This is a genomic window from Shewanella seohaensis (genome assembly GCF_023283775.1).
Lineage (GTDB): Bacteria > Pseudomonadota > Gammaproteobacteria > Enterobacterales > Shewanellaceae > Shewanella > Shewanella seohaensis.
Genome location: NZ_JAKILE010000006.1, coordinates 17,022 through 38,803 on the forward strand (window position 1 = coordinate 17,022; position 21,782 = coordinate 38,803).

The following is a 21,782-nucleotide window of genomic DNA, read 5'->3' on the forward strand; positions in this document are numbered from 1 at the left end:
GCCTTAAACACAAAAAGCGCCCATGGCGCTTTTTGTTTGTTCGTATTGCAGACAGATTAAGACACCCGTCCACCGGTCACTTTATTGGCACGACCTTCATCCTTGGCCTTATCGGCACGGCGACGGCGCACATCCTTAGGATCGGCAATCAGCGGGCGATAAATCTCCACTCGCTGCCCCGGTAAAATCACTTGGTCATGCTTAACCACATTGCTAAACACCCCAAGCTTTACCGTTTCTAAATCAATCTCAGGGAAAAAACTCACCATATTGCTCTGACGCACTATGTCAATTGCGCTCGTGCCGGGCAATACGCTAACCGAAATCACCTTTTGCTGAGTCGGCAGCGCATAAATAACATCGACGACGAACTTATCTGCTTCATTTGTCACTGTAAATTACCTTAGCGCGGCTGGTAAATGCCGTCACCATTGACACCATAAGATCATTAAACACTTTACCAAAAGCCATATCGACCAATGAGCTGGAAAACTCGAAATTTAAGTCAAACTCCACCTTACAGGCATCTTCCGTTAACTCGGTAAAACGCCACTGGCCGAATAAGTGTTTAAAAGGCCCATTTTCAAGTCTTAACTCGATACTCTTTCCCGGCACCACCTGATTGCGCGTGGTAAAGGTCTTACGGATCCCCGCCTTACTCACATCGACCGAGGCCACCATGGTTTTACCATCAAACTCAAGCACTTTACCGCCAACACAACCGGGTAAAAACTCTTTGTACGACTCAACATCATTGACTAAATCATACATTTGCATCGCACTAAAACGAACTAACACACTCCGAGAAATTTGCGGCATAGGGCTTGGCACTCTCAATCTAAGTAAACACGCTGTCTCAAGCGAACTCCGCGCGCCCTAATCTCTAGGGAAGCGAACAAAATTGGTTTGGATTCTACCACGATACTTAAAAAACGCACCCCTCACATATCCCTATGATGACTAAGCAAAACCGCATAAAAAAACAGCAATAAATTGATGAGGGCTTGAAATAGCTCAAATAAACCCTTATATCCATTTCAAATTGATTCACCGTGCGTATAATGGCGCCACTATGGTAAAGAAAAACTCAAAAAAAGCCGCGCCTGCGACAATCGCACGAAATAAGCGCGCAACCTTCGAATACCGTTTCGAAGAAAAAATGGAAGCTGGCATTTCCCTCATGGGATGGGAAGTGAAGTCTATCCGCATGGGTAAAGTGAACCTATCGGACTGCTACGTCTTCTTAAAAAATGGCGAAGCCTTTATGCACGGCTGTACCATAATTCCGCTCAATACCGCCTCCACTCATGTGGTGTGCGACCCGATTCGACTGAAGAAATTACTCTTAAGTCGTAAAGAGTTAGACAAATTAGCCGGTCTTGTTGAGCGCCAAGGCTACTCGATTATCCCTATCTCCATGTACTGGCGTAAAGGGGCTTGGGTCAAAGTGGAAATCGGCCTAGGTAAAGGTAAAAAAGACCACGACAAGCGTGAGGATACTAAAGCGCGTGAGTGGGAAGTGGAAAAAGCCCGCGTAATGAAAAAGGAAAAAACGCGCGGATAATGAACAAACGATTGAACTTGCAGCAAATGATACTAGGTTATCGCCACGCTACGAGTTACAATCAACTTTCTTGGGGGCGATTCTGGATTCGACAGGATTCACGAAACCCTGGGAGCATGCCGAGGGGCGGTTGGCCTCGTTAAAAGCCGCAAAGTTATAGTTGCAAACGACGATAACTACGCTCTAGCCGCTTAATGCCGCTAGCCATCTACCACACGTTTCGCACATGGGCAGTGGATTTGATGGTCATCTCACATCGTGCTAGCGAGGGAACCCTGTCCGGGGGTGAACCGCGAAACAGTACCGGACTCACCGTGTGGGATCCTGTCTTTCGGAGTTCAAACGGTTAAACAATAGAAAGACTAAGCATGTAGCGCCTTGGATGTAGGTTTTCTGGACGCGGGTTCAAGTCCCGCCGCCTCCACCAAATAAAACAAGGACTTAGCAGAGATGCTAAGTCCTTTTTCTTTTCAGTGGCCACAAAATGGCTACATCGGGATATTGCCCACTTAGCTCTTAAGATTTAATGCTCATTATTTTCTTGTACCCAAAAGATGACCTTGTGCATTTTTTAGTTTAACTAATGCACTTTGATTATTTATTTTGTAAACAACCCCAAATGCATCAAGATATGGCCAATATAGCTGCATATGGGACTACTCAAGAGATATATTTCGATGGACAGGCAGTTGTGGGGGATTGCCGAGGCTGAAAAATTTAGCTCAAATCCAAACTGACAGCGGCCCACTAAAAATGGGCTCGGCCAGTTTAGATCTGAGCGAGTACAGATACGTTATTGGCCCACATCGACACCATTTTGATAATGGTATTCAGATGAGGCTTCGCCGTTGAAGTAGTAGACCAACTTGCCGTGTAACTGGTTATCGACATACTCTTCGCTTCGCTGCAGGCTGCCGTCTTCATTGAAGCTGTAGCTTTTCCCTTGCAAAAGGCCTTTGTTATCGTATTGCATCGTACCCAATAAGTGGCCGTTAGCGGACATGGCTCGCCACGGCCCCACTTCGTGCCCCGCTTGGTATTGGCCGTGCCATAACTTCACCTCGCTGTAGCTGCTCTCGTCTTGTACTAACCATTTGCCTTCACGCTGGCCGTTAACGTACTGCCCTTGAGCTTGCAGTTGTTTATCGAAGCCTCGCTGTAAAAAAGCGCCATGCAGCTTATCGTTTTGATAAAACGCTTGATACATTACCGTGCCGTCGGCGGCGATATCGCTCTGCTCGCCGTTGAGCTGTCCTTGCGAATTAAACTGTTCGATACGCGTCGAATCAGGATTTTGGGTGACCCACTTACCAACCTTTAGATCCGATTGATATTGCCCAGTGACAAAACTGCCGTTTTCGGCGTTATCTTCACGATACGCGCCGTGCATTTTGCCTTTACTGTAATTTATCCGCCAGAGAGAGCCATTCCAACCTGCGCCGACATACACCCCTTCGTAGCTGCCTTTAACTCGCTCTTCTCGTTCAAGCAGCGAGCCTGTCCCATCAAAACGCTGACGCAGACTCCAGTCTTTTACGGTATCGCGCTGATATTGATAAGTTAGCTTTCCGCTCTCATCGAAGCGCTGCTCGTTGGTTATATGGCCTTTCGCGAGATATTGAGTGTCAATTTGGGAGGTTACATGGCCTGCACTCGCATAGGTTATATCCTGAATCTCACGGCCTTGTGCATCGTATTTCTGCTGCTGGGCTAACCGCCCTTGCGGATCAAAACGTTGTTGTATCCCTACCTGCTTATCATGCTGATAATGTTTAATTTCTCTAGGCACATCAGCGGCTTGGTAAACCAACACTTCACCGTGTAATTTCCCCTTAAGATAAAACTCCTTAGTGAATAACCAGCCTTCTTTTGTCCAGTAAAGGCGCTCGCCTTCTCTCTTCCCCGCCACCATATTCACGGTTTGCTCGGGCTGACCATTGCTATGGAAGCTTTCATATAAGCCTTCCATTCCCTTAGCGCCATAGGTTACCCGTGTTTGCAGCTGGCCATTGTCAAAATAACTTTGCGCTAATCCTGACTCCACTCCATTCGCATAATGTTGATGGTCGCGTAATTGACCATTGGTGTGGTAACGTTTTTGCTCACCGTGGAGCCTGCCATTCAGATATTGGTACTCACCTGAGCGTGTTCCATCTTCCCAGTAATACAGATGCGTTCCCTGATAACGCCCTTGTGCATCGCTACGTCCCTTGCGAGAGAGTTGACCATTGGGGTGATAAAATTCGAAATCACCGACGATAACACTCTCCGCTAAATTGGGGCCGTTGACTGTCCCCTTAAAAACGGGTTTATCCGTCTCTACATAAAAAAGCGTTACTGGCCACACGCCCTCTTGCTCAGTCGCTAGCTGTTTCTGGTAATAAATTGCTTCACTAGGCACCTCGCTAGGCTGCCATTGTTCGTCGAGTAAGATGCGTTCAGCCAACACATTAAACGACAGGAATAGTGCAGATAATAGTAATAAGGCTCTCATATCAGCTCCTTAAGGTAAGGCTGGGAATGCAGTAACCCACTGTTTATTGACGGGCTCGCCGCTAACCTTCAGGTATTCAATCGCCTGCACTCGCCCTTGCAGCTCAAACCAACGGTCTTGATGAAGCACTTGCTGTAACGGCCGTTGATAAAAATCGTCGCGCTCCCCAGGCATAAAAGGTGCGAGTGGAATGTTCTGCGCATTTAAAAAACGATAACGGCGCATCACCTCACCCACGGTTTGCGTGGTATCGAGTTCTGGCAATTGAGTGGTATCAATCAACCAACCTTGCTTAGGTTGATACGCAATCGCTTGCCATTCGGGCGTACCCGTACAGCTCAGGGCACTGCTGACTTTAATATCGTAAAAATTACGACGGATCCCATCGGCACTGGTAAGTTGATATAGAACCGTCTTATCAAGATGTTCCGCCATACTGTTTTCGGATTTAATCTGCGTCCATTGCAAGCTGTGGCCGTCAACTTGGGGCGCATCCACCACAGTTAAGGAGCACACTGCAGCTTGCTCGGCGCTTAACTGTAAGCTCACACCATACTTAGCTACCATTTGGGGTTCGAGTAAGGCGGGATCGGCGACTAATGTCTCTTGCGGCTTATCATAGCGCGCATACATATCATCACGGTAAAGCGTGCGCTGATCCACGGGGGGATAAGCGACGTTATTCATGTAATCCCCCATTGGAATAAAACGAACATCTTGGGTCAGCTCGCTACTCTCATCCGGTGTATTCACATAGATGGTTAGCGCCTGTGGCTCGGCCGGAAAACTAAACAAGCTGATGGGTTCAAATTGTATCGATGCAGCTAACCCCAACATATTCCGTTCGGCTGCGGTTAACCAAGCAGGTCCTTCTACCGACGGCGATTGGTACTTCATCATGGCGCCTTCGGCACCATCAAATCGCCCCGCTAACCAAGATTTATGGGTTGGGTCACGCGATGTCAGCACATAAGAGAAGGGCTTATCGGGGATGGGAGCAAATTCCAGCTGTAAATCTTTATACTGCAAGGACACCGTTTTGTTTGGATCGGGTGTTAATGCCAGTTTAACCAGCTTAGCGCCCTGATAGTGGGCCTTAGCACGAAACTCAGTCACTTGGGATAACAGCTCGGAGGGTTCATTCCAACCGACAAGTAAATGTTGCTCTACGGATTTATAAAAACCATCCTTTTCAGCGAAATTAAAGCGATAAATTTTACTGAGTTGTATCGGTAAAACACTGCCATCGGCACTGTGCGCCGTAATATCGGTTAGATGAAACTCTCCCGATGCTTTTAAACCTGAAAAATCATGCTGATAGGTAAGGCTGAGTTGGTCATCATAGAGATCAAAGTAACCTGCATCGTAGGCAAATACCGCCTCTTGGGTTAAAGATTTATTGGCCTCTTCAAGTGATAATTCGGGCTGTTTTTCATACTCACCTGGTGGGAAATCGTAATCAAAAGCCACTCGCTGCGACAGGTCGCCCAGCTCACGCTCCTTGGGCACCATAATCACATTGCTGCGCATCGTCCCCTTAAAGCCGTAACGCTCAAAGGGCACCTCAGCCACTAGCCCCATCTGCACAAGCCATCCTCGGTCGCGCTCCAGCATCAGTTGGCCGTATATTTTGGCTTGCTCACCTTCGCTTTCCACCTGAGCCAGAACATGGGTGTCAGTCACCTTTAACACGGTAAGCTTAGAATTAGCATGGCCTTGATAGGCCGGAAGCATCACCACAGCCCCCACTTCAGCGGGTATCGAATTAATAAAAACCGATGAGCTAAAGAGCTTTTTAAGTTCCTGCTCAAGCTCAAGACCGCGCTCTGCCAGCATGGCTTGCCAGGCTGGTTTATTTAACGCACTAAATTCTTTAACGCTGCCATCGTCTAAATCTAATGAAAATTCAAAGCCCTGAGAGAAAATGGCATGCATTTCGGGATTTCGCTCAGCCCGTTCACCGCTGCTCACGCCACTCCCTTGGCCATCTTGCATTTTCATATAATCGACATGCACTTCGAAGCGGCTATTTTTACCTGCCTCGAGCACCTTATAACGCAGTAATTGATGGGATGTGGTGTCCACCGTTTCATTACGGCCACCTGCCTCGACCGAGATACGGGCAGAGCTATAGACTTGATACGCGCGCTCATCGCCTTTTTGTGGCTTAAACTCCACATCGGCATCGCCAAATGAGCAGGCTGATAAGAGAAAACATGTAACTACGCTAACCAAATACTTCATGGTTATTCCCTGTAACTGAATATTAAAACGCCGCATTATGCCTGTTAATCCAAAATAAATACATTTTTGAGGCGATTTTATCGGGTTCTCTATTTGAGCGAAGCATATTATTGATGGAAAATGAGCGCGATTTCGAATTCAATTTTCGCTGTTCTGCGGTAGGAATTCGACGGTAAAAAGAACTATACCAAGCATCCCAAATAGGATTGCAGCAACTTACGGATAATATTCGCTGACGACGCTAGCGACTAAAATGACTGAAAAGGTAATAGAAAGGTTGTAAAAAAGATAATGGCATATATTTCCTGAAATGATTTAAAAATATCTATCACAAGCTCAACCTGCAGCTAGATATGAAAAAATACTATAAAATCAAAATCATGTTTGTCAATCGCAAATATTCATTTTATAAGCATGCTATTAGATCCTTTCCTCATCCAAGCATATTCAATAAGCAGCATCGATAAGCCTCTGGCTCTACATAATGAAATGCTGTTTATTGGTGCCAATAATAGGCCATGGACGATATCGTATATGATTGCTGGCAGTAAAATAGCCATATTGACAACCAGAAATCTTATTCAGTCAAAAGTATTAACTTAATTGGCTTTAACCATAATGGTATTAGTGAGCGAAAAACTCAATATTAATATTGTTCCGCTTGATAGAACTCAGTCCTGATAGATGCTAATAAAAAGCACAACCCAATTAAGTTGTGCCTTTTTGGTTAAATACTGAAGCGATATTGAGCCAATATCAGCTCTGCTTTTCGACCTTATTGATGCTGCCTTTGTAGCCTGTAGCATCGACGGCGGTAATCAACTTATCGAGGTTAAAATCATCGGCGACAGTGACCACAGCCTGCTCGGTTTTGAGGTTCGCCTTGGCTTTGATCACCCCATCGGTTTTACGCAGCGCTTGATTAACCACGGTAACGCACAGTGGGCAGGTCATGCCTTTAACATCGAGTGTCACCTGCACGTTATCCGCCCAAGTGAATGGGGTAAACCCCAATGAAGTGATGAGTAGGAGTCGTGCAATACGTGATAGTGGCTTCATTCGAACACCTCAAGTAGCCAAGGTAAAACAAAGGGATACAGTTGGAACGCCAGCACAATAGGCACAGTCAGCCAATAGGCTAATAGCATTTGTCCTCGGCTAAATGTACCGGTACAGAGCGGCTTTTTCGCAAAGTACAAGCGCCAAAAACCCAGCAAGATCAACCCTGTTGATAGGAGCAACATGGGTACTTGTAACCAAGCTAAGCTCGATAACCCCGACAGCCCCGCCGCAGACACGCCAAACACTAAATAGATTAAGGGCGCGATGCAGCAAAGGCTAGAGGCAACCGCCGCAACAACGGCGGCGGCCATGGTGGCAAGCAGCGGTTTAGCGCTGCTCGCTTGACTTGTAGTCATAGGCAAAGACTTTTGGCTCATAGTAATTAACAGGATCGCCGTCCACTTCGGCATAGGGATAACCAAAATTGTTCAGTGGAGTCTGCTCCGCCACGGGGAATAAGTCAAAGTCACGGCCATAGTTAAAGCCAACCCAATTCATTTCCCAGTTACCAAACAGGTAATCATTCACCGCTTGTACCGCAGGATCGCTATGCTCCTTCTTCTCAGTGAGGCGCATCTTAGTCACATCTGCAGGGTCGGCGGGCAACCAACCATAACCCGCTAAGTAGAACATGGCACGGCAATGTTGACCACCCGTCACATCGGCAAAACCCTTATCATCGGCGCTGCCAAAGGCCTTTTTGGAATAATGGCCCATCTTGATGGCTTGCCCTAAACGAATACCAAACATTTCACGAGCTGGCACACCGACAGCGCGCATCAGCGCCACAAATACTGAGTTGATATCGGTACACTTACCACCGAGTTTGCCACTTTCAAGAATGGCGGCCACATCGCCACTGCCACAACCTATAACATCGTTATCACGATACATGTTGGCGCTCACCCAGTTGTAAATCAACTGTGCTTGCTTAAGCGGCTCGGTTTCTTTGCCCACAATCTTATCCGCCGTTTGCTTCACAATACCGTCTACTGGCATATGCTTGGTTGGCTTAAGATAAATGGCGACGTCGGCAGGATACTCAGGCTTAGCTGGCGCACGGTAATGGGTCAACTCGCCACTTTTAACGGGTTCCCAATCTTGGGTTTCTATCACTAATTCTAGCGTTAGGGTCATCTTGCCCTTGGCATCGGGCCAAGTGGCAAACAGGGTTTTAGCGCCATAATGGTTATTGGCACTGATGTAGGCATCTTGATAAGTCCCACTAAAGTTAAGTTTTTCAACCTGCTGGAAAGCCGTGTTTTCGGGGAGTGGCACCCATAACTTCACCACGCCCGCAGAACCTTCTGGCGCGACGAGCTGATAGGTATTGGTTAAGGTAAAACGGCGGCGACCACAGGTTTTATCGGCCATAGCATGGGCTTGCGTCGACGCCGCCAACACTGGCATCACGGTTCCTGCCGCCGACAGAATGGCTGCACCCTTTAAAAAATCACGTCTTTGCATTAGGCATTCCTTAGTTTGATAAGCATTAGAAAAAAAGATACCACTAAAGTAGTTGCCAAGGATTATAGAAAGTTATCGATCGGGCACAATCACCAAATTTCATCCAGCGCGAACAGCATGACAAAAACCACTACCAGCGCACAGAGTCCCCCATTGCCAGGGGGAAGACTAAGACAATTTGTCCCAATCGCAGACAAACAAACAGGCACAGCACGACTGCCATACCTGTTTGTAAAGGAGGTAAATCATTAACTAAAGGCAAGCAGAGGAGAGACGCATAACAGTAAGCCGGTGACGATAATGATATACAGCGACACTCCTTTATATTTATGCAGCGCAGGCACTTGATAGACCAAATAGGCCGGGATCAAACATCCCACTAAACCGAAGATTGGACTACAGATAGAGGTAAAACTCAGCACAGGGGCATTTAATACAATCGCACCCCACGACAGTAAAATGGTAAAGATCATAATGCCGTAACCTACTAACGACTTATTGATCCGCTCCTCAGGCATCACTCGGCGCAGCATATTCATGGTCAATCCCTGACACGCCTCTCTAAACCCTAAATACACACCAAAATACGCCGTCATTACCGCAAAGATATTTAAGGTCAAGCTAAGCAGTTTTAAGGTTTGTCCTGGCATGCCCTGGGCCACCATGGCTAAAGCAGAGATATTTTCATGGGAAGCACGCACCGCCTGCTCATGCCCCATGGCGAGGGTAAAAGACACTGCGTAGAAAAACACCACTACAAACAACACCCCAAAGGCAATGTTCATCGCACGCATCGCCTTAAAGCGGGCTACGGCAAGGGATTTTTCCCGCGAGCGGTATGAGATCACCATAGGGCTTAAACTTTGGATAAATAGAATCGATGTCAGCGTAAAAGGCAACATCACAATAGCATCCTTTAGCCAATCGCCCGTGCTGGGCACGCTACCAATGTTATTAATATCCCATTTATCGACCATCATCAGCCCGAGTACCGCCACCACCCCAAGCTTAGTCAGCACCATAAAGGTGGAGATCTTAAATAACAGGTTTTCACCACGGGAGGCCAATGCGACTAAACCGCAGATCAGCGCTAGACCATAGAAGGGGTTTTCAGACAACAATGACTTAGTCGCGCCAAAGCTTTGTAAAAAGGAGGCGCTATCATTGGTGATGGCCGTGGAATACACAAACACCCAAATCACCAACATAATGAAGTACAAGCCGCCGAGTAAGATGCCCCAGTTTTTGCCCAGATACCCCGAAATCACACTCGGATAATCCTTACATTCAGGCGACTCGGCCAAGGTATTGATAAACAATCGCTGGAACAAATACATGGCAGGATAACCAATCACGCTGGAGAGCAAAAATACCCACAAGCCCATCAACCCCACCTGCACTGGCAAAAATACGATCCCGGCGCCAATCGCCATGCCAATACTCATAATGATCCAGCCCCAATCCGTACTGTCGAAGCGGGTATCCTCTTTCCATTGTGCCGCCGTTATCCTTGCATCCATATCTCATCCTAACCGAGTTGATGTTATTTTTTGCAAATATATTTGAACAAAACAAACTCAGCAAACAAAATACTCAACTTTTGTTGAACAAAGTGCCATCGCTCACAATTCAGTCCAAAACCCGCCGAAAGACGCATAAACTCGTCTTTACGGCATGAAACATTAAAAAATAATTGCAACCAAACCAAAATATGCAAATAATATTGCACATAGAATTTCGATAGCATTCAATTTTATTTGCAGATTGGAGAGATAATGAAAAGCATCATTCATGCAGAACGTGCCCCAGCCGCGATTGGCCCTTATTCCCACGGCACCAGTTATGGCAACCTGATTTTTACCTCTGGACAACTGCCTGTATGTAAAGAGAAAGGCGGCGTTGTCGATGGCGGGATCAGCGAACAATCTGTGCAATGCCTAGAGAATCTGAAATACGTGATTGAAGCCGGTGGTGGCAGCCTAGAAACCGTGCTTAAAACCACCTGTTACTTGAGTGAGATCAGTGACTTTGCCGCCTTCAATGAAGTCTATAAAACCTATTTCAAAACCGACTGCCCTGCCCGCAGCTGTTTTGCGGTAAAAGATCTTCCACTGGGTGTCAAAGTGGAAGTAGAAGCCATCGCCCACGTTCACGCATAAATTGGTAAGGTTGTAGCCCGATGAAACCTCTATGGCAGCAATACATTCAGATCATTAACCAAGTGGTTAAACCCGCCTTAGGCTGTACCGAGCCGATTGCCGCGGCCTATGCGGCGGCCGTAGCGCGCACCTTATTACCGGTAGAACCCGAGTCAATTGCGGTGCAAGTTTCTGATAACTTGTATAAAAACTCGATGGGCGTTTATGTCCCCGGCACAGGTAAAATCGGTCTTGCTATTGCCGCAGCCGCAGGCGCGCTTGCAGGCAATGCCGATGCGGGATTAGAAGTCTTGGCCAACGTGACACCTGAACAAGTGGCACAGGCGCAAACCCTTATTGATGTGGGTAAAGTGAAGGTTGAACGTACCGAGACCGACGAATTTATCTATTGCTGCGTGAGCTTAACCGCTGGCGAACAAGAAGCCATGGTGAAAATCTGCGGCGGCCATACCTTAATAGCCGAGAAGCGCTTAAATGGTGAGTTAGTCTTTACCGCCGATAGCGCCCAAACCAAGGCCACAGGCTCAATCTGCGACGGCGTCGATATCAATATTGAATCGATTTACCGCTTCGCCCAAGAAGTGCCCTTCGAAGAAATCCAATTTATTCTTAAAGCCTCGGAATTAAACAGTAAATTATCCGATGAAGGCATGTCCAAACCCTATGGCTTGGAAGTCGGCCGCACCATGAAGAACGGCATTGCCGCAGGGATCATCGGTGAGGACTTACTCAATAAGATTGTGATGCTCACCGCAGCGGCTTCGGATGCGCGTATGGGCGGTGCCAATCTGCCCGCCATGAGCAATTTAGGCAGTGGTAACCAAGGGATTGCGGCGACGATCCCTGTAGTGATCACCGCCCAGTGTTATAAAGTCAGCGAAGAGAAGCTAGCTCGCGCGCTGATCATGAGCCACCTCGGGGCGATTTATATCAAGTCCCACTATCCGCCGTTATCGGCATTCTGTGGCAATACGGTCACCAGTGCCGCAGCCTCTATGGCCATGGTGTATTTAGCGGGCGGCAGTTTCGAGCAATCTTGCTTTGCGATTCAAAACGTCATCAGCGACAGCTCGGGCATGGTCTGTGATGGTGCCAAAGCCTCCTGCGCGATGAAGGTCAGTACCTCATCGAGTGCGGCGGTACGCTCCTTCTTAATGGCGCTCAACAGCCAAAACGTTTCAGGCCAAGGTATCATCGCCAAAGATGTTGAGAAAACCATTAAGAACATAGGCAAGATGGTACTCAATGGCATGTCATCTACGGATGTCACTATCATTAACATCATGTCTGAATAAGACGGTTATTCCTGATAAGCTGCTGAAAAAGGCCGAATATTGTGAAATTGCAAGACTTAACCCAAAGCGATCTGGATATACTCAAGTCCATCGAAAATATCGTCGATGGGATTGCCGCCATGTATGGCCAACATACAGAGGTCGTGCTGCACAGCTTAGATGCTAAGCACCCTTCGGTGATCAAAATTGCCAATGGTCATGTCACTGGCCGTGAGGTCGGTGCGCCCATCACTAACCTGGCCTTGCTTAAGCTCAAAACGGGTCAGGATATTTCCAACTCTTACCTTACCAAGTGTGCCAACGGTAAGACATTACGCTCGATAACCACAGTGATCCGTAATCCTAAAAACCTGCCAATTGGGCTGCTGTGCATCAATACCGATATGGACGCGCCGCTGCAATCTGTGCTGCGCACTATGATGCCAGAGCAGCTCCTCGGCAGCGAATTGACCAGTTCGCCCGAGGTGTTTGCGCGCAATATTGATGAGGCGCTGCACAGCACTATCGATAGTGTTAACCACGAGGTGCGTGCGAATCCTGCGATTTCTCCTTCACAAAAAAGTCGTGAAATTGTCAATCAACTCCATGAGTTAGGGATTTTCGAACTCAAGGATAGCGCCCAAGTGGCTGCCACGCGATTAGGGATTTCTGTGCATTCCATTTACCGCTATTTGCGTGAAATTAAAGCCAATCAGGCGGAAAGCGAGAAAAGCCTCGCTTAAAAACAAAAGGGCTAAGATCTTCATCTTAGCCCTTTGTTTTTATCAGCTTGCTAGCTTCAAATGGGATTGCTCATTGGCTTAGAGCACATTGCTCGTTCTACCTGTTACATCCCAAGCCTGTACCGTGCCATCGTCCATTAGGGCAATCACATCCAGTAAATTACTGCGAATATCGCGCATGTGACTCAAATCAACGGCTTGCTTATCTAGCGTCACCGCGGGATCTTCCCGCATCCATACTGCAATCGAGCCATCTTGGCGTTTAACCGTAAAGCCTAACCCCGTAGGGAAAATATCCGTGGCTTGAGTAATGTCAGTTTTGGGACCAGAGTGGCCATCAACCACAGTGCCATCTTGCTTTAAAAAGGCAAACTCACGTTCATGGGTCACCACTTTGCTTACCTGAGTGACCTCTTGATAACGCGGCTGGTTTTCTGCCAATTCCCATCCTTCCCAAGCGATAGCCGTATTATCCCTACGTAGCGCGACAAATCCTTCATCAAAGGGATAAACCTTATGCACACTTTGTAACTTATCCTTAAGGACTGACGTATCAGCACCATTGAATTTACTACCCCAAACGATAAGTTGACGACCTATGGTTAAGGCGGCAAACGCGTCATTATTGGCAAAAATATCAATCACTTTATTGGCGCGACTGGGACGAGATAAGCGGGCAGGAAATGGCACATCATACTCAGTTAACTCCCCTTCCCCCCACGCATAAACACTACCGTCAGCCAGCAGCGCTGCAAAACCATTTTTAGAAGGAACAACTTTCACGGCAGGCGCAAGCTGGCTAAGCTTTGCCACTTGCTCACGGCCCTTTTGATCCTCTCTTACCTCACCCCACGACACCAATCTGCCCGTCGCTGTCATAGCGGTAAAAGCATTATCGTTAGCATAGAGTAGTTTCACATTGTTAAGCGCTGAGGCGACTTCGCGACTATCGCCACCATAATTAGCCTGCCCCCATGTCACTACTGTTCCATCCCGTTTTAAGGCGGCAAAAGCCCGATAGTTAACAGATACAGACACGACGTTAGTCATCGCAGGCGCGGCGTGCTTACCAGAGCTTAGCTCGGCAGTTGATGCATCTTCAAAAGACCAACTGACGACACTTCCATCTTGCTTAATGGCGGCATAGAGCCCCTTAGCCACAACAAAATCGCGCACATCATGCAGTACAGGTCTCACCCCTCGAGTCCAAGGCATAGTTTCATCCCCCATTCCCCAAGGGATCAGTTTGTGGTCATGGGTTAACGCGGCAAAGCCGCAGGTATCCTCTGCCACATACAGCTGTTTTACATTAAGTAGAGGCTCGGCGGCGTTATTGCTATCGCCACCACACTCGCCATCACCCCATGTGACTACAGTACCGTCTCGTTTGAGCGCCGCAAATGCATTGAGATTGCTGTAGATTTGACTCACATCGGCTAATTCTGCAGGCATAGGGATTTTGGGCGAGGTCTCAGCAATCTCAGGGGTGTTTGGCTCATGAATCAAGACATTATTCGCGAAAGCGGGCGTTCTGTGAGCCTGAATAGTGTCAGAAATTTGCTGCTTTAACTCTGGGGATATTTCAGAATCTTGCTTATCTATGATTAAGTTAACCACATGACCTAAGGCAAAAATGGCTAGCGCCACGCCAACCCAGGGGACCTGTTTTTTTTCCACAACTATATCCTTATCGTAACTGCAAACTCTCACTGAGTTTAAACGGATGCACAACATCGACTGCGTGCACTCTGAGGCGCGATTGTAACTTAACGGACCAGCAAAATAACATTGCCCAAAAGTCGAGTACATTCCATCGGCCTTAAAACATAAAAGCAGCGAATATCGCTGCTTTTATTTATATCATCCACAGGATTGGCTTAATCCCGTTTGCCGACCTTCTCTAAACCCCAAACTAAGGCGATGGCCGCCAACATACACACAACAGCTAGCATCAGCTGTGAAGGTTGGCCCGTCACTTGTTCAAAATTCAGCGGCGAAATATTTTGCTCCAATAATGGCACTTGTTCACCGTGGGAGTTAGTACGCCAGGTTAAGGTTTGTTTCCAAGGCCAAATTTTACCTAAGGTGCCGAGCATCAAGCCCGTGAGAAATACTACGGTCGCATCATGGTATTTACGCAGCAAGGCCGAGAGTAAATGGCTAAAGCTTAAAATTCCCAGTAAAGCGCCAACGGCAAAACAGGCCAAGATATCGATTTGGATATTTTTTGCCGCCGCGAGTACCACTGGATATAAGCCGAGCAGTAATAAGATAAAACTGCCCGAAATCCCCGGTAATACCATGGCACAAATGGCAATCGCACCGCCGAAGAAAATATTTAAATAGCTGGCCTCGACCGATACAGGGTTCAGTACAGTGATCACCCAAGCAGCCAAAACCCCTAAGGCAAATAATCCCAAACGCGCCAGCGTAAAACCACTCACCTGTTTAAGCATGTGCACCACAGAGATGATAATGAGGCCAAAGAAGAATGACCAAATCGGAATGGGATGTGCCACCAGCAACCAAGAAATCAGTTTAGCGAAGGTAAAAATACTGGTCAGAATGCCCGCTAATAGGCTCAGTAAAAATCCACCATTAATATGCTCAAAGGCGCCTTTAATTCCCTGCGACTTAATCACGCCCCAAAGTGACGGATTAATACGCTTAACGCTTTCGAGCAGGGTATCGAGAATACCGGTGATAAAGGCGATAGTGCCACCCGAAACCCCAGGCACCACATCGGCGGCCCCCATGGCCATTCCCTTAAAATAGGTCAGCAAATATTTCACTGTGAGTCCTTGTAGTTAAATCATTATGACGTGTCATTGATGACAAATTTGTCGTGATTATACGGTGTTAGCGTAAAAACCGCGAAATGAAGTTTACTTAATTCGGCCGACTGGCATTTAATGTTATCCCAATGTTACACTCATCCGACCAGAAAGAAACAGGCACGCCGCTAAGCATTAAAAAATATCAGCGGCCCAAGACTAACACCTTAAGTTTGCACTCCGATGAAGGATAACCATGAGCCCTAACGCACAAACCCCAAACGCTAAGCCCAATAAGGTTCTCGCGCTCTACCATAAAACCCAAGGCTTACCCTTTGGCCAAAAAATCTTCTCCATCATGGTATCACGCATGGCGCCTTATTTTGGCACCATCAAACCACTGATCACTGAATTACGCCTTAACCGCTGCGCTTGCCTGATTAAAAAACGTCATGCCGTTCATAACCATATAAAAACCGTGCATGTTATCGCCATCTGTAACGGCTTAGAAATGGCGATGGGCGTGATGGCCGAAGCATCGATTCCAGCCCATCTGCGTTGGATCCCTAAGGGCATGAGCCTCGATTACACCGCCAAGGCGGGCAGTGATATTTTATGTGTTGCTGAAGTCACGCCAGAGCAGTGGACGCCCGGCGATATGTTGGTGCCCGTTACCGCCTACGACACCCAAGGTGTTGTGGTCGTGAAGGGGCATATCAAGTTATGGATTTCAGAAAAGCCGCAGAAGTAAGCCAAGCTTAATCATCAATCGAAATCACCACTTAGGTTGTCTTGCTCAACGCTTGCAGGCTGCTATGCTAAGCCAAACAACCTAAGATAGGGGATCGAAATGGATGAATTTTTACATGCCGCCATTGATGAGGCCAAACAAGGATTAGCCGAAGGCGGTATCCCCATTGGCTCAGTATTAGTGATCGACGGAAAAATTGTCGCCCGCGGCCATAACAAACGCGTGCAACAAGGCAGCGCCGTGCTGCACGCCGAAATGGATTGCCTCGAAAATGCCGGCAGACTAATCGCCGCCGATTATCAAAAGGCCACACTCTATTCGACTCTCTCCCCCTGCGATATGTGCAGCGGCGCGATACTACTCTACGGCATCCCTAAGGTAGTGGTCGGTGAAAATGTTACCTTTCAAGGGCCGGAAGCCTATGTGCAGTCCCGCGGTGTAGAAGTGACTGTGGTAGACAATCACGAGTGCAAACAGTTAATGCGCGATTTTATCGCCGCCAAGCCACAGCTATGGAACGAAGATATTGGCGAATAGCCAATATCTTCCGAAGCGGTTCACGCGCCTAACGCTTTATGTCGTTGAGTGTTTTTTGGTTTGAGCGCCTGTTAAGCTAGCGCCTTGTATTATCAACTCAATCTCGCCGAGCTGACTCGGTTTATTATCCCTAATAGCAAAAGGATGCCTGCTATCAAACCTATCACTCAAGCTGCCCAGGATCCTTGGGGAAATCCCGTCGATGCGACTCACACGCCCCATCAGCCTATCCCAACTGAACGTAATGCCAACCTCGATGCCATACGAGGGTTAGCAGTATTGGGAATATTTTTTATGAATATCTATTTTATGGGGATAAGCTTTTATGGCTATGCGCCCCATCAAATCCCATTACTCTCAGACCAAGTGCTCGAAGCCTTTAGCAATTTCTTTATTGAAGGGCGCTTTATCAGCTTGTTTTCCATCTTATTTGGCGTTGGGCTTTATATTCAGTACCAACGATTTAGCGATAAAGGCTTAGCGGCCTATTCGCTACTGCGCTCACGCTTGAAATGGTTGATTGTCTTTGGTCTGATCCACGGCATCATTATCTGGCCCGGTGATATTTTACTGACCTATGGGATCAGCGGCTTTTTAGCACTCTGCTACCGAGATGCCAGCATCGCCGAGTTAAAACGTAAGGCCAATATTTTTATTTTCAGTTCGTTAGTGGTTATCTGCTTAATCAGCATCATGGGCAGTGACGAACTCTTTACCCGCGAATCGCCCTTATTCGCCGAGCAATACAGCGCTTGGACAGCAAGTTACCCTAACCAACTGTTGCTGCATGTTATGCAGGTCGGTTACATGGCGCTGGTCATTCCCTTCACCTTAATGTGGTTCACGGGTGGGTTGATGCTGCTCGGTATGGCGCTCTATCGCCAAGGTAGCTTCGAGCTGGGGTTTGAGCGAAACACCTTAATCAAGCTGGTTTTAGCCAGCTTAGTGCTATCCGCCCTAGATACCCTGCTGGGATTATCTCAAAACCCGACATTGGTGATGTTTTCGGACATCATAGTCATGCTAAGTGCTATCCCTACCGCACTGATTTACATCCATATACTGGTTAAAATCTGCCAAAATCGCTCGGCAGTGCTAAGGCCTTTACAAAATGTCGGCAAACTCGCCTTTAGCCTGTATATATTGCAATCCATTGTCGGGGTGTTTATCTTTCGCCACTTTGCCCCAGAGTTACTATTAACGCTCGACAGGGGCGGTTATATGGCGATAGCGCTGGGTTACTCGCTGCTACAATTGCTACTGGCAAGCTTGTATTTACGCTACTTTCACCAAGGGCCACTCGAAAAACTCTGGCGCCAGCTCGCCTTTAAGTCCATCAACGCTAGTAGCCATTTGAACTCGAACAATGAACAACAAAAGAGCCAATAAAACGCCGTCCGCTCCAGTACATGAACGAAAAGCGACTCAACAAAGAGTGAATCAGCGAAAAGCGACTAAATCTAGAACCACTGAATCAAGAGCGGCTAAGACTAGAGCCGCGCGCTCGCGTCAGAGTTCGATGCCTTTGTTATTAGCACTGGTTTTTCTGGCGATGCTAATCGGCGCCGCTTGGTGGCATATGCTGCCCATCGCGATTGTGGGTTTATATCTGCTGCTGAGTTTATGCACCTTTATCGCCTACGCCTTCGACAAATCGGCGGCCCGTAAAGGTCGCTGGCGCACCAAGGAAAGCACCCTGCATCTAATGTCTCTCCTCGGTGGTTGGCCCGGCGCACTGTTTGCCCAGCAGCTACTACGGCATAAATCGGTCAAAGCCGCCTTTCGCCAACTGTTTTGGCTCACGGTCGTGACCAACTTAGCCCTGCTGGGTTATGGGATCCAAACGGGCTTCATGGATAGATTGATTTAACCGTCACGCTAATTCGTTTCTATTTCAATCAATTGCTCGATAGCTTTTAACGCTTGCATGGCAGCACCTGTGTCGCCGCGCAGCTGCGCCGACACTATGGCGCCTTCCTTCAATAGGCATAGGGTATCGACAAGATAAGCCGCTTTTGCCTCGGACAAGCCCAAGGCCGCCACTTGCTGACCCATTAAATCTGCCACCCGCTGTTTATGCTCGGCGCACAAACGATGCACGGGATGGCTGGCATCGGTAAATTCGGCACTCACATTGATAAAAAAACAGCCCCGAAACTCACACAACTGCGGCACTCTTTGATTAAACCAGTCATCGAGCGCCATAAATAACGCGCGGATCCCCGCCTTACCCGTCTCGGCCGCCTGCACTCGCTCGCTTAACCATTGATAAAACACTTGGTCGCGGTACAGCACCACTGCTTCGACCAACTCATCCTTACTGGCAAAATGATGGTACAAGGTTTTTTTGGCAATCGCCGACTCCTGCAAAATCTGGTTAATGCCTACCCCATGTACGCTCTGAAAATAAAACAGTTTAAATGCCGTGCTGATGAGCTGTTGACGTTTATCTAAGGGCATATCTGACAACACTTCGGGTTGCGGCATATTGCCTTCCTCTGCAATTAGGATTTAAACGTATCTTCTCACAGGTAGACAACTCAGTCTACTCATGCAATGATACCAGGTAGACAGACTGGTCTACCCTTTAAAGATTCAACACAATTAAGTGCAACGCGGCCACTGGGATGGAGTCAACGGGCAACTCAACACTACCCCCAAGCCGCAGCCATTGATATTTAACACATAAACATCTGCCCTTGCGCGATAGCCAAGTTGGGCTCAAAGGACACAAAATGAAAGTGATAAGCCAACAGCAATTAAAACCGGCACTGCTCGCAGGCATAGGTGCCATGTTATGTATCAGTGCCTTAGCAAGCTTGGAGCAAATGAGTACGCACTTGTTGTGGCTGATGGCCCCCTTTGGCGCCACTATGGTGATTTTATTTGCCCTTCCCGATAGCCCATTGGCGCAGCCAAGAAACATTGTCTGCGGCCACCTACTGACCAGTCTGATGGGACTTATCATCCTCCACAGTGTGGGCGTCTCGCCGCTGAGTTTAGGGTTGGCCGTAGGAGCGGGAATCGCATTGATGATGCTGACCCACACAGTGCATCCTCCTGCTGGAGCAAACCCGCTAGTTATTATGCTGACCGCGCAAGGGTGGGACTTTTTATATTCGCCGGTCGCCAGTGGTCTAGTGCTGATCCTATCCTTTGGCTGGCTGTATCATAATATGCTGTGTCGACGCCCCTATCCGCAGAAATGGTTTTAAGCTGCGTCAAAACACTAAAACCTTAACGTGTTAACACATTCAGGCGTGAAGTGGCTAAAAAAGAGAATAAAGAAGAGGATAAAAATAAAGGGCAAGTTGATTGCCCTTTATCAAAACTGCTCACTTTGATCTTAAAACCAGCTGAGGGCGATACTGATAATCCCCCCGGTGATCAGCAACTGCATTAAACAGAACCCCATGATATCCCTCGCCTTTAATCCGGCGATTGCCAGCACTGGCAGCGCCCAGAAAGGCTGAATAAGATTGGTCCACGCATCACCCCAAGCCACTGCCATAGCAACCCGTGCCACATCGGCGCCCAAGGCTTCGGCGGCGGGTAACATAATTGGCGCCTGCACAGCCCATTGTCCGCCCCCCGAAGGCACGAAAATATTCACAATCCCTGCACTGATAAAGCTCCAAAATGGCAGACTTTCGGCACTGGCGATGGCCACAAAACCTTCGGAAATACTCTGGGCTAACCCCGATTGCACCATCACCGCCATAATGCCAGCGTAAAAAGGAAACTGGATAACGATACCCGCGCCGCCTTTAATGGCTTCGTTGAGACTCAGCAATAAACTGCGTGGTGTTTGATGCAACACTATGGCGAGGAATAAAAATAAGAAGTTGACTAGGTTAAGGTTTAAGCTGCCCCCCTGCACCGCAAAGTAATAGCCTAAGTAAACGAGTCCCGCGCCGCCGACACTCCAACCGAGCAAGCGACTGTTTTCTAATTTATCCGCAGGGCGAGTCGTATTGGCCGTTAACTGCGCCGCTTTATCGTCTGCGCCTCCATCCTCAAGCGCCTTAGGATCGACATAAATGCTGTCTTTCTCTTCGGGCAACATAAAGCGGTTCACCAGTGGCATCACCACAAACAAAATCAGCACTAACAGCAGGTTAAAGCTAGCGAAGATGGTCTCGCTGGTGGGGATAATACCGATTTGTGATTCTGAGAAATGCCCCGCCGTGGCAATAGTTAACGGAATCGAGCCCGCTAAACCGCCGTGCCAAACCACAAATCCCGAGTAAGCACTGGCGACCAATAAACGGTAATCCACACGCACTTTACGCGCTAACGCCTTAGCGAATAAGGCGCCGACCACTAAGCCAAATCCCCAGTTAATCCAACTGGCGGCGAGGGAAACCAAGGTCACTAAGATAATCGCCTGAGGCGCCGACTTGGCAAATCCTGCGATGCCATCGAGTAATTTCTTAATCGGTGGCGAGCTGGCGAGCATAAATCCCGCCACCAGCACTAATAGCATCTGCATCGAAAAACTCAGCAGCGCCCAAAAGCCATCGCCCCAGTAATTGATGACTTCGAGTGGAGTTTTATGCTCGGCTACCACGGCCGAAATCAGCACCACTAAGGTTAAGAGCAAGACAAAGATATAAGGGTCGGGTAAATAACGGTCGACGAGCTTGACCAGAGGTTTTGCCGCTTTGGTTAACATAAGACTGTCCTTGTTTATTCTTCTTATCTGTTTTTATT

At 47.9% G+C, this 21,782-nt stretch carries 21 protein-coding genes and 1 other RNA gene; 10 read left to right on the forward strand and 12 right to left on the reverse strand.

Going from position 1 to position 21,782, the window contains the following annotated elements; all coding sequences use genetic code 11:
• Positions 1-56 precede the first annotated feature (56 nt).
• Both L2713_RS08525 and L2713_RS08530 read right to left on the reverse strand, forming a co-directional pair.
• On the reverse strand, positions 57-392 hold the full coding sequence (locus L2713_RS08525; protein WP_011623525.1) for an RnfH family protein: 336 nt from the start codon (positions 390-392) through the stop codon (positions 57-59).
• Positions 382-819, reverse strand: a complete 438-nt coding sequence (locus tag L2713_RS08530; RefSeq protein ID WP_011623526.1) for a type II toxin-antitoxin system RatA family toxin — start codon at positions 817-819, stop codon at positions 382-384. The genes L2713_RS08525 and L2713_RS08530 overlap by 11 nt, the downstream gene beginning before the upstream one ends.
• Positions 820-1,072: 253 nt before the next feature.
• On the opposite strand from L2713_RS08530, the gene smpB reads away from it, so the two are divergent.
• The gene (smpB, locus tag L2713_RS08535; protein ID WP_011623527.1) at positions 1,073-1,564 is read left to right on the forward strand and encodes an SsrA-binding protein SmpB; all 492 of its coding nucleotides are present in this window, start codon (positions 1,073-1,075) and stop codon (positions 1,562-1,564) included.
• A gap of 72 nt (positions 1,565-1,636) precedes the next feature.
• Positions 1,637-1,991, forward strand: a transfer-messenger RNA (tmRNA) gene (gene ssrA / locus L2713_RS08540).
• Between the two features lie 366 nt (positions 1,992-2,357).
• Here the strand turns inward: ssrA and L2713_RS08545 are convergent.
• From L2713_RS08545 to L2713_RS08570, 6 genes are all read right to left on the reverse strand, one after another.
• Positions 2,358-4,058, reverse strand: a complete 1,701-nt coding sequence (locus tag L2713_RS08545) for a toxin-antitoxin system YwqK family antitoxin (protein ID WP_248967605.1) — start codon at positions 4,056-4,058, stop codon at positions 2,358-2,360.
• A 9-nt stretch (positions 4,059-4,067) separates the two neighbouring features.
• The gene (locus L2713_RS08550) at positions 4,068-6,302 is read right to left on the reverse strand and encodes a hypothetical protein (protein ID WP_248967606.1); all 2,235 of its coding nucleotides are present in this window, start codon (positions 6,300-6,302) and stop codon (positions 4,068-4,070) included.
• Positions 6,303-7,058: 756 nt separating this feature from the next.
• Positions 7,059-7,361, reverse strand: a complete 303-nt coding sequence (locus L2713_RS08555; protein WP_248967607.1) for a heavy-metal-associated domain-containing protein — start codon at positions 7,359-7,361, stop codon at positions 7,059-7,061.
• Positions 7,358-7,675, reverse strand: coding sequence for a hypothetical protein (locus L2713_RS08560; protein ID WP_086904600.1), 318 nt, complete (start codon positions 7,673-7,675; stop codon positions 7,358-7,360). Before L2713_RS08560 ends, L2713_RS08555 begins: the two co-directional genes overlap by 4 nt.
• Before the next feature lie 16 nt (positions 7,676-7,691).
• Positions 7,692-8,831 carry a transglutaminase domain-containing protein gene (locus L2713_RS08565; protein ID WP_133180956.1) on the reverse strand — a complete coding sequence of 380 codons (1,140 nt, stop codon included), beginning with the start codon at positions 8,829-8,831 and terminating at the stop codon, positions 7,692-7,694.
• Positions 8,832-9,079: 248 nt separating this feature from the next.
• On the reverse strand, positions 9,080-10,351 hold the full coding sequence (locus L2713_RS08570) for an amino acid permease (protein ID WP_248967608.1): 1,272 nt from the start codon (positions 10,349-10,351) through the stop codon (positions 9,080-9,082).
• Between the two features lie 255 nt (positions 10,352-10,606).
• Here L2713_RS08570 and L2713_RS08575 point away from each other — a divergent pair, with 255 nt between their 5' ends.
• Genes L2713_RS08575 through L2713_RS08585 form a run of 3 tightly spaced genes read left to right on the forward strand, consistent with a single transcriptional unit; the run spans position 10,607 to position 13,007 of the window.
• The gene (locus L2713_RS08575; protein WP_086903343.1) at positions 10,607-10,990 is read left to right on the forward strand and encodes a RidA family protein; all 384 of its coding nucleotides are present in this window, start codon (positions 10,607-10,609) and stop codon (positions 10,988-10,990) included.
• Positions 10,991-11,010: 20 nt separating this feature from the next.
• Positions 11,011-12,285 (forward strand): L-cysteine desulfidase family protein, encoded by a 1,275-nt coding sequence (locus L2713_RS08580; protein ID WP_248967609.1) that lies wholly within the window; start codon positions 11,011-11,013, stop codon positions 12,283-12,285.
• Positions 12,286-12,326: 41 nt separating this feature from the next.
• The gene (locus tag L2713_RS08585) at positions 12,327-13,007 is read left to right on the forward strand and encodes a helix-turn-helix transcriptional regulator (protein ID WP_086903341.1); all 681 of its coding nucleotides are present in this window, start codon (positions 12,327-12,329) and stop codon (positions 13,005-13,007) included.
• A gap of 78 nt (positions 13,008-13,085) precedes the next feature.
• Here L2713_RS08585 and L2713_RS08590 read toward each other — a convergent pair whose 3' ends face one another.
• On the reverse strand, positions 13,086-14,684 hold the full coding sequence (locus L2713_RS08590; RefSeq protein ID WP_248967610.1) for an RCC1 domain-containing protein: 1,599 nt from the start codon (positions 14,682-14,684) through the stop codon (positions 13,086-13,088).
• A 200-nt stretch (positions 14,685-14,884) separates the two neighbouring features.
• Positions 14,885-15,799, reverse strand: coding sequence for a polyprenyl-phosphate transporter (locus tag L2713_RS08595; RefSeq protein WP_011626843.1), 915 nt, complete (start codon positions 15,797-15,799; stop codon positions 14,885-14,887).
• A 238-nt stretch (positions 15,800-16,037) separates the two neighbouring features.
• Here L2713_RS08595 and L2713_RS08600 point away from each other — a divergent pair, with 238 nt between their 5' ends.
• The 4 genes from L2713_RS08600 to L2713_RS08615 all read left to right on the forward strand — a co-directional run bounded on the left by L2713_RS08600 (position 16,038) and on the right by L2713_RS08615 (position 18,939).
• Complete coding sequence (locus tag L2713_RS08600; RefSeq protein WP_011626844.1) at positions 16,038-16,532, forward strand: hotdog fold domain-containing protein; 495 nt, start codon at positions 16,038-16,040, stop codon at positions 16,530-16,532.
• 99 nt (positions 16,533-16,631) lie between these two features.
• The gene (locus L2713_RS08605) at positions 16,632-17,069 is read left to right on the forward strand and encodes a nucleoside deaminase (protein ID WP_248967611.1); all 438 of its coding nucleotides are present in this window, start codon (positions 16,632-16,634) and stop codon (positions 17,067-17,069) included.
• A gap of 144 nt (positions 17,070-17,213) precedes the next feature.
• The gene (locus L2713_RS08610) at positions 17,214-18,458 is read left to right on the forward strand and encodes a DUF418 domain-containing protein (protein ID WP_248967612.1); all 1,245 of its coding nucleotides are present in this window, start codon (positions 17,214-17,216) and stop codon (positions 18,456-18,458) included.
• Positions 18,436-18,939: a DUF1294 domain-containing protein gene (locus L2713_RS08615; RefSeq protein ID WP_248967613.1), complete on the forward strand. Its 504-nt coding sequence runs from the start codon at positions 18,436-18,438 to the stop codon at positions 18,937-18,939. The genes L2713_RS08610 and L2713_RS08615 overlap by 23 nt, the downstream gene beginning before the upstream one ends.
• A gap of 8 nt (positions 18,940-18,947) precedes the next feature.
• On the opposite strand, the gene L2713_RS08620 is transcribed toward L2713_RS08615, so the two are convergent.
• Positions 18,948-19,556, reverse strand: coding sequence for a TetR/AcrR family transcriptional regulator (locus tag L2713_RS08620; protein ID WP_248967614.1), 609 nt, complete (start codon positions 19,554-19,556; stop codon positions 18,948-18,950).
• A 248-nt stretch (positions 19,557-19,804) separates the two neighbouring features.
• Between L2713_RS08620 and L2713_RS08625 the strand changes: the two genes are divergently transcribed.
• Complete coding sequence (locus tag L2713_RS08625; protein WP_248967615.1) at positions 19,805-20,284, forward strand: HPP family protein; 480 nt, start codon at positions 19,805-19,807, stop codon at positions 20,282-20,284.
• A gap of 131 nt (positions 20,285-20,415) precedes the next feature.
• On the opposite strand, the gene L2713_RS08630 is transcribed toward L2713_RS08625, so the two are convergent.
• The gene (locus tag L2713_RS08630) at positions 20,416-21,744 is read right to left on the reverse strand and encodes a short-chain fatty acid transporter (RefSeq protein WP_248967616.1); all 1,329 of its coding nucleotides are present in this window, start codon (positions 21,742-21,744) and stop codon (positions 20,416-20,418) included.
• Positions 21,745-21,782: the final 38 nt, after the last annotated feature.